At 51.2% G+C, this 13,283-nt stretch carries 11 protein-coding genes and 1 pseudogene; 6 read left to right on the forward strand and 6 right to left on the reverse strand.

What is annotated here, in order from left to right; translation table 11 throughout:
- Positions 1-125: 125 nt before the first annotated feature.
- The 3 genes from DBP26_RS01615 to DBP26_RS01625 all read right to left on the reverse strand — a co-directional run bounded on the left by DBP26_RS01615 (position 126) and on the right by DBP26_RS01625 (position 3,107).
- Entirely contained in the window at positions 126-1,337 is a 1,212-nt protein-coding gene (locus DBP26_RS01615) for a DUF5677 domain-containing protein (protein ID WP_256600375.1), read from the reverse strand.
- A 188-nt stretch (positions 1,338-1,525) separates the two neighbouring features.
- Entirely contained in the window at positions 1,526-2,530 is a 1,005-nt protein-coding gene (locus DBP26_RS01620) for a hypothetical protein (RefSeq protein WP_108235861.1), read from the reverse strand.
- A gap of 202 nt (positions 2,531-2,732) precedes the next feature.
- Positions 2,733-3,107: a CopG family transcriptional regulator gene (locus tag DBP26_RS01625; protein ID WP_108235862.1), complete on the reverse strand. Its 375-nt coding sequence runs from the start codon at positions 3,105-3,107 to the stop codon at positions 2,733-2,735.
- Positions 3,108-3,585: 478 nt separating this feature from the next.
- On the opposite strand from DBP26_RS01625, the pseudogene trbJ reads away from it, so the two are divergent.
- From trbJ to DBP26_RS01645, 3 genes and pseudogenes are all read left to right on the forward strand, one after another.
- Positions 3,586-4,379: pseudogene (gene trbJ, locus DBP26_RS01630) on the forward strand (P-type conjugative transfer protein TrbJ).
- Positions 4,380-4,572: 193 nt separating this feature from the next.
- Positions 4,573-6,138: a P-type conjugative transfer protein TrbL gene (gene trbL, locus DBP26_RS01640; protein WP_108235864.1), complete on the forward strand. Its 1,566-nt coding sequence runs from the start codon at positions 4,573-4,575 to the stop codon at positions 6,136-6,138.
- Positions 6,135-6,455 (forward strand): hypothetical protein, encoded by a 321-nt coding sequence (locus tag DBP26_RS01645; protein ID WP_108235865.1) that lies wholly within the window; start codon positions 6,135-6,137, stop codon positions 6,453-6,455. Before trbL ends, DBP26_RS01645 begins: the two co-directional genes overlap by 4 nt.
- A gap of 272 nt (positions 6,456-6,727) precedes the next feature.
- Here DBP26_RS01645 and DBP26_RS01650 read toward each other — a convergent pair whose 3' ends face one another.
- Together DBP26_RS01650 and DBP26_RS01655 are read right to left on the reverse strand one after the other, a co-directional pair.
- Positions 6,728-7,993, reverse strand: a complete 1,266-nt coding sequence (locus DBP26_RS01650) for a replication protein (protein ID WP_108236037.1) — start codon at positions 7,991-7,993, stop codon at positions 6,728-6,730.
- A gap of 57 nt (positions 7,994-8,050) precedes the next feature.
- Entirely contained in the window at positions 8,051-8,269 is a 219-nt protein-coding gene (locus DBP26_RS01655; protein WP_108235866.1) for an AlpA family phage regulatory protein, read from the reverse strand.
- Positions 8,270-8,351: 82 nt separating this feature from the next.
- Here DBP26_RS01655 and DBP26_RS01660 point away from each other — a divergent pair, with 82 nt between their 5' ends.
- The 3 genes from DBP26_RS01660 (at position 8,352) to DBP26_RS01670 (ending at position 11,465) form a co-directional block, all read left to right on the forward strand.
- Positions 8,352-9,302 carry a LuxR family transcriptional regulator gene (locus tag DBP26_RS01660; RefSeq protein ID WP_108235867.1) on the forward strand — a complete coding sequence of 317 codons (951 nt, stop codon included), beginning with the start codon at positions 8,352-8,354 and terminating at the stop codon, positions 9,300-9,302.
- A gap of 322 nt (positions 9,303-9,624) precedes the next feature.
- Positions 9,625-10,743 carry an AAA family ATPase gene (locus DBP26_RS01665; RefSeq protein WP_108235868.1) on the forward strand — a complete coding sequence of 373 codons (1,119 nt, stop codon included), beginning with the start codon at positions 9,625-9,627 and terminating at the stop codon, positions 10,741-10,743.
- On the forward strand, positions 10,743-11,465 hold the full coding sequence (locus DBP26_RS01670) for a hypothetical protein (protein WP_108235869.1): 723 nt from the start codon (positions 10,743-10,745) through the stop codon (positions 11,463-11,465). The genes DBP26_RS01665 and DBP26_RS01670 overlap by 1 nt, the downstream gene beginning before the upstream one ends.
- Before the next feature lie 441 nt (positions 11,466-11,906).
- Here the strand turns inward: DBP26_RS01670 and DBP26_RS01675 are convergent, their stop codons facing one another.
- Complete coding sequence (locus DBP26_RS01675) at positions 11,907-13,118, reverse strand: site-specific integrase (protein WP_108236038.1); 1,212 nt, start codon at positions 13,116-13,118, stop codon at positions 11,907-11,909.
- Between the last annotated feature and the right edge of the window lie 165 nt (positions 13,119-13,283).

Below are 13,283 nucleotides of genomic sequence, written 5' to 3' on the forward strand. Positions count from 1 at the left end.
GTTGATGAACGCTGCGCGACCAAACTGAATTTAGACACAGATGTAGCACTGGCCAAACGCAGCTTCTTGATGTAAATCATTATTACCTTTTACTAACTACATAACTGTGGACGGTTACTAAATGCTCATCCGTGCTTAAAATAGAGCGTTCTAGACTGAACATCTGCCTTAAACGCAAAATTGTCTCCCTCCAAGAATGCCATTTGATCATTAGTCACATGTTCCCCATTGACTATAACTGTCCAGAAATAAAGGTCGTACAGCTCAAGATACGTCCCACTCTCCGACTCAGTGCTTTGAAGTACTACAGCCCCTGTCCGTACATCCCGGTATCTTACTTCTAACTTACCCTGCTGAACCAGAGTAACCTCGATAGTTATCACGCCACTGGTGTACAACACCTTTTTTTCACCAACTAACATACCCTCAGAGAGCGCTATTTTCACGTTATTATCCAGATCAGCTAATGCTTCTTCAGCCTCTCGACTCTCACGCTCAATTATCTCATCTGCTTGTGCTTTGAACGCCTGGAATAAATCATGGACCTCGTCGCGCGTTTTTACAAGAAATGTGGATGCCAGAGAAAGACATATCGATGTGTAGCCCTCCTCTACTGGAGTAGGTAATCCTCTCCCACGTTCTTCGCCGATGCGAAAGAAAGACATCGGCAAAGCATGCACATGCGAAGATAGAAGAACGTAAAGCCACCTAAATTGAGTTTTCTCAACACCAGCTTTTTCAGCTATGTCTTCCAACGGATAAAGATAGGCTGACTGCCCATGCAGCGCAGTTTTTTTCTTTCTATCTGGCAATGCATCAAAAAAAATATTCGCTCTGAGCCTATCTCGTATCTCCTCTGCCGTCTGCGAAAGCTTCCCTATCTCCTCATCGTTTTCAATCGCGGTAAACATGCGAATTCGAGCAACACAGTCATGAAGATTTAATATATTCCATCGACATTCCCACTCAGCCTCGTCACATTCATCGCTGCATAAGTAATAAAATGCAATCCGCAGCTCCAACATTGTCCGTACTAAACCAGCTGTAGAGGCGTAGTCCCAATGTTCAATTTTTTTCTCAACCCATGGCGTGAAAGGCATCAGCTGGGCCAGAGTTACCCCTTTGGTAACAAGGGCAGTAAATAACACTGATGCGTAGTAGTGTTTTGTGCTAGGAGATGGTATTCCACCATAGCTCCTAGATACGTACATGCACTCTCTAACCACATTATCTAGCATCTCAACAACACGCATATAGCCATCACTCGGAGTCCCACCCAATCGCGCAAAATCGACCATTTCATCATGCGTTAATAATCCTTGTACGTCGCCTTCCATATTTCCACCCTAAGTTATTATTTAAGCCCCTTAGCTTGCAGTAACTTTTCCCTTTTGGTAAGTCCCAATTAAAAAATTAGGCGCACTGCAATAGCGGAACGGGAATATTTTTACCGTTTTTTTTGTTATTAGCCCTCTACCATATTTCAAAGAGGTTCACTATTGGCCAAACCACCGGTTAATTTAGCTTATGCTTTATCCTTGGCGTCTTGGCGAATGCCGTGAGTCAGTTGCTCGACCAGACTAACGGTTTCTGCCACAGCCTCGCGCCTAATCACCAAACGCTGCCCAGATTTATACCGTGTGTCACCGGTTTTCCGGATGTAATCATCGTCGACGACACCTTGTGTATGTGCGAGCAGATGACGCTGCTGGAAGGCCGTTGTCAGCTGTTTTAGCTCAACGGCGGTAAGATGCTTATCGTAACCATGCCCTACTGCGGCAGCCCAAAGAGCTGAACCCTCGGCAAGGTTCTGAAATGCGTTGCGCCGGACCTTCACTGTCGGAGCTATACGCTCGTGAAGAGCTTCTGCAATCCTTTGAAATGCCGTCACCGCGTTCTGCAAAGCGCTTTCAACGATTATACGACATGTGTTTTCAGCAGTGTCTGCGTCTGGAATTGCGGCTCTTATGGCGCCCACTGCTTCAAGCGACTGGCGAATACCCTCGGCCGTGAGGTCGAAGACAAGCTCCGCAGCATTTGCCCCGCAAGACGGACAGAAATACGCCGCCCCAACAACGGCATACCGACACCCACAATCGCCACAGGATATCTTGAGACGCATGGGCGCTGCCGCGGCATAAGGGATCGGGACATGCTGAGGTCTGCTGTCCACCTTCATGCTTATCGATATGAATCCACCCTTTGCCTGTCTCTGGTTAAATCTCTGCGCATCAAGGCAAAGTGCTCCACCTAACGCCGCTTGAACCTTCGCTAGAGCAACGTCCCGAGCATGATTCAGCTGCTCCTGCGTCCACCAACTTTGAGCATCAGCGGTATGACCGCAAAACGGACAAAACACTTCTTCGTCCCTAACCTTGCCCTCCCAATCTGCCATCAGAACCTTAAACTGGGATAAGCATTCTGGGGCGGGACACTCACGATCAAAGTAGTTGTCGTCGTCTGCGGCGATCGCAACGGTAGAGCTTTCTTCGCCAAGCTTTTTTAATGCGCGGACTGTTTCTTCGAACATCGCCATTCTCCCTGCGGCGGCCCCGTGAGTAAGCACTTCGTGACACCCAAGCTAGCATCATTGCCCCGCAGTGCAATCCTGATAGTAGCTGCTCGCGAGAGACTGCAAGAAAAGTCCTAGGACGATGGTAAGTCGAGACACAAATCTAGTACCTGCCATCCCTGAACTGGATTGCACAATCCAGAGGGTGCAGGCGTCAGAGTCACGCTTTTCGAGCAAAAACGACGGCGCTCATTTTTTCCCGAATACCCGCCTGCAACTCACGAAATTCAAACATCATTCGCTCGATCTCGACCGATCTTGCTCCCTGGCCATTTTTTTCCGACAGCCAAAGTTTCAACAAGCCCGCAACTCGTCCTAAATCGCCATTGATCTTGCCGAGATCAGCTACCGCCCTCAGGTCGACGACTAAGCGAATGGGCGTGTTCAAACCCAAAGCCCGCAGATAGCCCGAGCGGGACATTCCCGCCTCTTCGGCTCGCTCAGTAATCGCGACCTTTTCTTCGTCCGTCACCCACACCTCTATCGGTTTCCCGCGTCGGCGGGGCGTGGCCTTTCTTTTGGTGTCATCTGTCATGGCTGGTGCTCCTTTTGCTGTTTCAGCTTTAGACGCGGCAGCGGCTGGGGCGGGGCCTCGCAGAGCAAGATTCCGTTGAGCCGAAGGCGAATAAGGGGCGGTGTTGTATGGGAACGGGCTTGCCCGTACCCGTACAACACACATCTTGCCGTCCGAATAAGCGCAGTTCAAATAAATTTAAGACAACTTTCGATTCCTTACAGCATTACACCCCCAAAAACCTTCTCAAACTCTAGCTTTTATACCTGAGTTGCCTTGAGTTGCGTTTAATTTCGCTAAATTGCACTAAATTGCCTTAATTAAACACTGTCATCCGCAATTAAGAACGCAGACCAAGGGCGCCTCCCCTCTGTTGATTTCGGTACACTTTCGGGACTTTCCAAGCGAGTGAAGGCGGATAGAAAACTATCCGCATATTTATAACCTCTCCATATCAGTGAATAATCAAAACTCGAGCGTCACAGATGAGGAATTCGATATGGAGCTGGAACCAAGAAAACCCTTGATTTATGCTTCCCGAAAGTCAGGTCGAAACGTAAGGCTTACTATCGCGCTGGCGAGTACATTCGTCGGAGTGGGTATATACACTGCGCCCTCCCCTGCTTACGCCATCTATTGCGCAAACTGCTCGACGTTTTATCAACAGATGTTTGAGTATGCCGAACAGGTCAACACAGCACTAAATACGGCAGAGCAACTTCAAACTCAGATACAGCAGTACCAAAACATGGTCACACAAGGCACTGGGCTACCCAACTCGATGTTTGGGAGCATCGCTGCCGACCTTGAAGCGTGGTTAATATTTATCAACGTTCGCAGGCGCTGGGCCGTCAAATTGAGAACATGGATGCACAGTTCAATGCTGCGTTTCCAGGCTTCGAATCCTACCTTCAACAAGCGGCAAACTCGGCAGAAGCTCCGATACGGAATCGTTATAAAGAATGGTCGGAGCAAGGCCGCGACAACGCCAAAACGGCAATGGAAGCGGCGAACCTCAACACCAGCACTTTCCAGTCGGAAGACGCCTTGCTCAATCGCATGATGGCACGCTCGCAAACCGCCGTAGGGCGGATGCAAGCTATTCAGGCGGGCAACGAAATAGCCTCGCAGAACGTGCAACAGCTCCAAAAGCTTCGCGATCTGGTGGCCACGCAAATCAATATGCAGGGTAATTACATGGCTCAGCAAGGCGACCGAAAAGCCGCTAGCGAAGCAACCGAGCAGCAGTTTGAAGCGCGTGAAAGTAAACGCGGCGGCGTGAAGGGGTATTGAGGATGGTTATCTCGAAATGGTTCATGACCCTCATTTGTGCCGGGGCCGCAATGGTGGGCTCAGTTACCACTGTGGTCATTCACGGCGATACCGACTGCGCTGTGACGTTTGAGCAGCAGAGGAAGCAGCATGACGCAGATGCCTCTTTTGAGGAACGTCCTAACTCTCGCGGCGGCGTTAAGGGGTACTGATTATGGAACGTCGCCTGCTGTTGTTTATTGCCCTAGCTAGCATGCTCTTGGCCGGAAATGCGGTGGCTGCAACAGACCTGTCCCATGCCGACACCTGGGTTCAAGGCCTTCTAGATCTTGTTTTGCAGCAGTCTCACCAGTGGTCAGGAAAGCTGTACGACTGCGCGATAAGATTATTTTGGCTGCTCGCCACCATCCAGTTCATCTGGACGTTTATGCCTCTTGTCATGAAACAAGCTGATTTGGGCGAGATAGTCGGAGAGCTGCTGCGCTTCATCATGGTGATCGGTTTCTTCCTGGCGGTAATGACCTACTCCGTGGAATGGTCGACAGCCATTGTTGACAGCTTCCGCGACGCGGCCGCATCGGCGAGCGGTCTTGGCCGAGCGTTAGAACCCGGCGATATGCTCGCGGTAGCCCTGGACTTCGGCCGCACTATGGTGAAAGGCATTTCAGTGTTCTCTCCGGGCAAAGGAGTTCTGATCGCAGTATGCGCGATACTGGTCTTGGCGTGCTTCGCCTTTATCGCAGCGTTTATGTTTGTGACGCTCGTAGAGGCCTACGTAATCATCAACGCGTCAGTGCTGTTCTACGGTTTTGGCGGCTCGCAATGGACACGTGATCTCGCAATTGCGCCCATGCGGTTCACCGTGGCAATCGGCGCGAAGTTGTTTGTCTTGACTTTGATCGTCGGGCTGATCGTACAGTCGGCCAAAGAATGGTTAGCTGCCTACACCAACGACGAAGCCTCATTGATGACAATGGTCGGTTTAGCCTTGGTGTGCTGCTACCTGACGAAGACGATTCCTGACCTAATCGGCGGCATGATTAGCGGCACATCAATGGGCGGCGGCTCGGCCATTGGTGGAATGGCAGTGGCTAGTGCTGCCGGGGCGGCAGCTGCTGCAGCCACTATCGCCACGGCTGGGGCTGCCGCTCCTGCAGCTGGTGCTCTCGGTACTTCCGGGACTGGCGTTGCCGCCGGTGCCAGTGGGGCTGGCGGCGGTCTGGCCACCTCGATCAACTCCAGCTTTGCCGGTGCGCCTGCGGCGACCGCCTCCAGCGGCAGCGCAACCCCTAGCATCGGTACAAGCACGGGTGGACAAGCAGCAGCCAAAGGAGCAGCGGCATCCGGTGCTCGAGTAGGTGGGAGCGCGGCCCCACAGCAAATAGCGAGCAGCGCTAAGCAGGCCACCGATCAGGCTGGAACAAACACCCAAGGCACCAATGACAAACACCAACCAGCGACACATCAAGGGAGCGTTGTCAGCTCCAGCAGCGCACTTTCCCAAGCAGCCAATGGCGGAGCGAAGGCACTCGGAGTGATGGCCTCAATAGCTGTGCCGGGTATGGAAAACGCGCACTCTTTTTCTCTTGGTGCCGGCTCTTCATCACCAGCTTCTGATGAGGCCAATATGACCGTTCCGCCCCAAAACGGAGATGCTGCAGAAGCAGAGTCCAACCTTATCCGTCCGGCCTCTGAAAGCAATTCCACCCCCGGCCAACTGACATCGCTAAATGTGCCAGGAATGGCCTCAAGCAACGACCAACCGGAGAAACAACCATGATCGCAATTTTGAAGTTCGCAGCATTCGCAGTGTTCGCATCGGTCTCCGCAATCGGCATGTGGGCGCTTGGTCAGTGGCTACGCAAAAAAGGCTATGGGCCTCAGCTCGATACCCTGGATCGCCACTGGACTGCTTTGCAGCTTCGTTTAAGCCCACTTGCTATGTCGGCTTCCTATCGAATGTTTTGCGGAGCACAAGCCCTGAATCGTCTACCACTGCTGGGCAGCAGAAATAGCGCTGTGTTGAACCAGCAAGCTTTGGCAGCTATTCGAATTGCTCAGGAAGCCCAAAGAGGTAAGGATTCCGACAATCACTGATCACACAAAACCCCGCTTGAGTGCGGGGTTTCATTTTTCAGACATCCCGACGTGAACGTGCTCCGAGCAAATGCGATTCACCACCATACTAGTAATACGCACGGACTTGTCTCAGCGCGCCCTATCACACACGCTGCAATCCCCTAAACTGCCGTCGGACCTCAACACCACAGATACAGGACAGTCCTATGTACCCCGACAGAGCAGATACTTACGGCACTCCAATCAAAAAGCGCACAGGCTTTGCCATTAGTAATACGGACGGACTTGTCTCACACATTTCCATCGACTGGTGGCTTACCAGCGCGATACCAAGTGGCGCGACTCATCCCAAGACCTTCCCAAGGCCGCTTACGACTTAGGGAATTGCCTTCATACGTATCACGGTCCAGCACACCGTTGGCACGCCTTCTAGCTTCATGGCGCTTCCTGTCGCGCTCTCGTGCCATCCCCGTACCAATGATGGTCTTGAGGTGCTGCTGTTCGTCGACGGTGATCCTGAACAGGTTGATAAGGGTGTCGTTCTTGGGCGTATAAAGGGGAGCGAACTCCTTACCGCCAAAGGTAACTTTCTCCCCGGCCTCGTAGGCTTTAGCCTTGCTGAACAGCGTCATCAGCTCCTTGGAACGGCTGTTCCACTGCGGATCGAGTTCGCGGGCCAGCGCTGCCGCTTCGTGGTACATCTGCTTGCTGTTGGTCGCCCCGGACAGCAGCAGGAAGTTAAGCCGCCAGAACAGGTGCTGCATCCGGCTGCCCTCTCCGACGCCGCCGCGCAGCTCGGCCAGCTTGCGCAGGTCTTCGAGGCGATCCCAAGCAAGCTGTCGGCCTGAGAATCCTCGCAGGTTGTCGGCTTTGCCTCCCGGCACCAAAAGGAAAGGCTTTTTCTTGGTGCGGCTCTCGGCCTGTTCTTGCCGTTGCTGCTCGATAGTCCAGCGGGCCTCCGGCAGCAGTGTCTCGGCCAGATACTCGAAGTTGTAGCGGACCGGCTGGCCGTCATTGCCGCTTTGGACGTGAACCACACGACAGACTTCCCCACTCTTGCTGTTGACCGTCTCCACGGTGCGCAGCACGCGGCTCGCGTCCTTGGCCATGGGGTCGGCACCGACGTGTGCAAGGCGATCTACAAGGTAACGTTGGCAGGCGTTCCAGCGGGGTAAGGCTTGCCGAGGTAACGTACCCTCAAGCAGCCATTTTGCTTGTATGCCTCGGCCGCTGTAGATCAGTATCGAGGGCACGGGCAACCCCGCGTCGGCGCAAAGGAACAGCACGGAGGCGGCCAGCTCGTCGGGCTTTCGACTAGCCAAGGTGGGCACGCGGTAGGTATCGAGGTCAGCGAACAGAAGGCCCAGCCGCAACAGATTGACGACGCGCCGATTGGGCCGGATGAACTCAGCCTGCGAAATCCAAGTGTCAACGTTTTTGTCCAACACACCAAGCACTTTTGGCATGTCAGCCAAGCGGTGAGAGGACTGCCGCTTTCCACCACGAGAATCGACGAGCAGTGAGAAAAAACCGCTCCTAGTACTATCGTGATACATCTGCGCCTCGTCCCCGGGACTGAACAGCGCAAGCTGCGGGATAGCACCCCGCACCGCTTAGACCGCCTTTCCCGGCCTACGCGCGGGGCCTGCCTCCTTGCATGTATCTATCCACTGTTCAACCTCAGCTAAATCCCAGACAACCTTGCGGCTACTCAACGCAATTCGGCGCGGGAACTTCCCCTTCATTTCAAAGTTATAGATCGTGCGCTCACACAGCGGAATCATCGTCAGGAGCGTCTTTTTGTCGATGAGTTTTCTATTCGATGTATGCATTGCTAGGCCCTACCAGTCACTGCGAATGAGTGCCTGATCGTGCCTTTGGGTGCCTATTGCTTCGACGGAATGATTGGCTAAAATGGTTGACATGAAAAAACAATCAACCATAGCCATTTGGGAAGGGTGTGACGTCACCGTTTCGGAGGCCATAGAACAGTTCGGTGACCGCTGGAGCGCCTACTCCACGGCCTCGAAACGCTATCCAATCGCAAGGCTGGTAGAGGAGCTAATCGACCCAGCCGTTGCGGCGTACGCCAAGAAGATTTCTGCGCGCTACCAAGGGCATATACCTGGAGCCGGTACAGGCGTGGCGTTCAGTGCGATCATGAAACTGGTAGGGTTTCCCGCCATGATCCGCTTGCAGCAGCAACTGCTACGTGCGTTTGTTTTGACCCACGACCAACAGTCGAAGAAAGATCGCTGCTTTATTGCGACGCTCGAGACGCTGATCGAATTGGTGACGGCATGTAAGCGCAAGAAACCGTCATCTGAAGATGTAGGCGGCTTAAACAACCAGCGCTTGAAAGGCTTTTGTAGGTTCTGTGGCAGTCAAGCCGAGCTAGCATCCTTCGTGACTGGAGAGGGTCAGCGCGACCCCGACGAGCATCTACGCCTGAGCAACCTTTACTGCACAACGCATCGTCCAAAGACGCATGATGGCAGCTGGAATCCTGCGTATAGGCAAGCAAAAAGGGCCGTAGCGCAGTTTGACCTTGAACTGGCGAGATTGAGCAGACAATGCGCGATACGAGCGAAGCCTCAAGCCAAATCAGGTGACGAGCTTGTCGATTCGTACTTCTTTCAGTACATGCTCAGCCTGACGGTTCAGGTGGCGGATGAGGCAGAGCTCAGAAATATCGCTCGCCTCATGGTCGACACACGGTTTTCTGACCGAAAAAAGCAGATAGCTGTGCTCCAGAAACTCGGTTTCAACCAGTCAGAAATTGCGCGCAGGCTGCAGATCGAGCGCCAGGCAATATCCAAAGCTCTCCGCTCAATTCCTGAGACCTTTCGACTCCCATCAGCATGAAGGTGCCTGCGTGCGTCGTTATGCACATGACCAAACGCTTGGATTCGACGAGTCTTTCGCATAGCTAGGGGCGAAACAGCTCCCACGACTGACAGCAAACGGCCAGTCTCGTAAATCTGCCGCTTTTTTTGGGGCGCCTTCTGATAAACCGGGATGTCTACCGGAGCGGGGGGTAGTCAACTGACGGAGGCTGCCGACGAAACCGGGGCTCTCTCCACCCTGAGTGGCCATAATCTATCGATACATCTCTCGAGCCGTAGCTTTTTTACGGCTGCGTCCAAAGCTGGTAAGCTCACTATATTAATCTGAAGGGGTTACCCCGATGCTACGCAAATTTTCAGTGAAAAACTTCCGAAACTTTACAGATTGGCTGTGTTTTGATCTTACTAGCCAGCAATACGAATTTAATGAAATTGCAGTTAGCAAAGGCATCGTAAGACATGCAATGATTTATGGTCCTAATGGTGGAGGCAAGTCAAATCTTGGCCTCGCAATGGTGGACCCGGTTTTGCACTTGGTTGACTCTCCTAGTTACTTCCCTTCACTGAACAATAACTATCTCAATGGACGCTCAAGCGCTCAAATTGCTGAATTTATTTTTGAGTTCCGTATTGGCGATGCTGAGATTGTATATAAATACGGAAAGAAAGCTTGGGACAAGCTCGTCTATGAACACTTGACTATAAATGAAATTAACGTCCTTTATGTTGATCGCCGAAAATCAACGCTAGCAAGTATCGCACTAAACGGAGCAGAAACTCTAAAGAATGATGTAGGTGACTCCTGGATTTCTCTACTTAAATATGTGAAAAGTAACGCCATACTGGATGACACAACCATAAATAAAACCTTCTTAGCACTGCTTGAATTTATTGAGGGAATGGTTTTCTTTAGATCATTAAATGCAACCAATAAAGGAGAGTATGTTGGCAAGGACATTGGTGTAAAGCAGTTATCGCAAAGCATCATTGAAAGCAACTCTATTGAGGATTTCGAGAGATTTCTTAACGATGCCGGTATAGAGTGCTCTTTAGTCGTAGATATCAACCCAAATGCCAGCGGCAATAAGTCTATATACTTTAACTTTGGCGAAATAAAACTAGAATTTGGCACGGCAGCCTCCACAGGAACACTATCTCTTGGAATATTTTATTTTTGGTGGCTCCGCCTAAATAAAGGAGAAGTGAAATTTGCATATATCGATGAATTTGATGCTTTTTATCATCACGCGTTAGCTTCAACAATTGTTGAAAAGATCACTACGTCGCAAGCTCAAACCATAATGACCACTCATAACACTGGAGTTATGAGTAACGATCTTTTGCGGCCTGACTGCTACTTTGTGTTGGACAAAAAGATCTCACCACTCACCGCGTTGACAGACAAAGAACTTCGTAAGGCTCATAATCTAGAAAAAATTTATAAGGGACTTTCCAGTTGATGGAGCGTACAGTATTTGTCTTCGAGGGAGAAAAAGCCGAAAGGAATTATTTTAAAAGTCTAGAGCGAGCCTTTTTCCCCGATGAAGAAGGCAGGCTATTGGTGACTTTTCAGAATGATCTCTACGAACTCTATTCGCAAATTTCGGCCGATGAAGATCTAGATGTTTTTGAACTAATTAAAGAGCTGAACCCAATTGCCGGCAAAGACGAAGACCTAAAAAACCTAAGGCGCGATCAAGTTGGGCAAATTTATCTTTTCTTTGACCTCGAGCCAAATGACCAGAATTTTTCGGGCAGAATTCTACTTGATATGCTGCGACGCTTCAATAATGAAACGGAGCATGGAAAACTATTTATAAGTTACCCCATGATTGAGGCGATCCGAGATATTAATGATATTGATGAATACTTAGAAAGAGTTATACACCTGTCTGACTGCCGGGGCGCAGTCTATAAAAAACTTTCTGCTCAGCGCGGAAACCACATTTACCAAGACGCGAAAAAAATTGATATACAAGGATGGCGATTCCTAATAGAGGCCAATCTTAGAAAAGCCAACTTGTTAATTTCCGGGAACAACAACCTGAACATCGTTAACAATCAGTCATCTATTGCAGAGGCACAACTAAACAATGGATCACTTCGAGATCCATTATCAGTACTAAGTGCTTTCCCTATTTTTCTCGCTGATTATTTTGGGCTTGATGTTTTTAAGAAGTAGACAGCAGGCTTAGAATTTATTAAAGCGCAATCATCGCTCATCGCTCAACTAATCATCGCCCGCCAATCAAAAACTCTCAAAAATTATGACTTTTCCTCCTGGCCGAATGCTGTTACTTCATAATGTTGGACCTAATGACAGGTGAGCTCATCCATCTTGCAAATCTTGGCACTGACTCACCGAGACATCATTTCATGGGGTAGAAGCTCTTATTGCGAATATCAAACGGCAAGAAGAGGAAACGCATACCTTTCACCACGTTACGAAGCCCCAAAAAGTCTGTCCATGGTATTCTTTTGACCGCTAGCTAGCGATCAGTCGTAAATTACTGTCCGCCCTCAACCATGCATGTGGTTCGTCCAGTATCGATGAAACCTGCCGACCAAGTGCATGACGACTTTCCCTCAAGCGATTCGCCTATATGAGGGGTGACCACGAAAGCTATTCATTTTTTTTCCGAGGTTTCTTGAGCGCCCACTCGTCAATCATATCTGCCCAATCCTGCAACATTGCACGGCGCTGATCGCGGTACTCCGCCTTGTTGTAAACGGCTCGCACACCTTTCTGTTCGTGCGCGAGGCACTTCTCGATCCAGTCGGAGTTGTAGCCCGCCTCATGCAACAGCGTGCTAGCCGTACGGCGCAGGTCGTGGGGGCCGAATTTACCTAGCGGCACCCCCTCCTTTTGGGCAAGGCGATAGGTGAGCGTCAGTACCTGGTTGATCGTGGCCGCACTCATTGGTAAATCAGAGTCATAGCGCGACGGCAGAACGTACTCAGAACCTCCAGCCAAGGTCTTCAATGCAATGAAGAAATCCAATGCCTGCCGGGACAGAAACACCAAATGAGGGTTTCGGCGCTTCATCCGCTCTTTGGGGATCGTCCATAGCGCCTCGCTGAAATTAATTTCACTCCACGTCGCATTGGTCAGCTCGCTTTTGCGCACCATCGTCAGCAGAAGGAGCTTGGCTGCCGCACGAACCGAAGTCGCGGTACCAATCCTGTCCATGTACTGATACATCAGCGCGATTTCATCAGGCGTCAACGCCCGGTCGCGTGGCTCGAATTTAGCGATGCTGGCAGACCTTACTAGATCCGCAGGGTTTTCAAGCTTCTGACCACGCTCAATGGCCCAACGAAAGACCTGCAGCACGATCTCACGCGAATGGACAGCGGTTGCAGGCGCACCCCGCTCCACTATCGCGTCGGTCAGTGCCCGCAGATCCTCATGAGTGATTTCAGCCAGCTTCTGATTGCCAAACTTCGGCTTCAATTCGCGCTCGTAGACTGACCGGCGCATATCTCGTGTCGAGTCCGCCATCTGATAGCCGCGCAGCCATTTTTCAGCCCAATCATCAAAGGTCTCAGCGCCCTTCGTGCGAGCCTTCGCACGCGCCTTCTCCTTAGCAGGCGACTTACCTGCGGCGATCATTTTCTTCGCCTCCCCTAGCCGCTCACGTGCCTCTGCCAGGGTGATCCCGCCCAAGCCATAACGACCGAAGGTGATGGTCTCCTGCCGGCCATTGATGGAGTAGTTGTAGCGGAAGGAGATTGAGCCGGCCGGTGTGACCGCTACGTACAAGCCATCGCGGTCAATCACCTTGTAGAGCTTGTCTTGCGGCTTGAGGTTTCGAAGCTTGGTATCAGTAAGCATGGCTTCCATTTATTCCATGAAAAGAAATACCATGCTCTGAAAAGCGCGGAAGAATGGGGCTTAACCCCAGTAAAACCGGGCCTCTCGGCTATCCCGATACCATGCCCATCCTGAAACAAGGGACATGGTATCAAGCGTCATGCATGGCATCGGATGCAGTTGGTA

Source organism: Pseudomonas sp. RIT409, assembly GCF_003052515.2.
In the GTDB taxonomy this organism is placed as follows: domain Bacteria; phylum Pseudomonadota; class Gammaproteobacteria; order Pseudomonadales; family Pseudomonadaceae; genus Aquipseudomonas.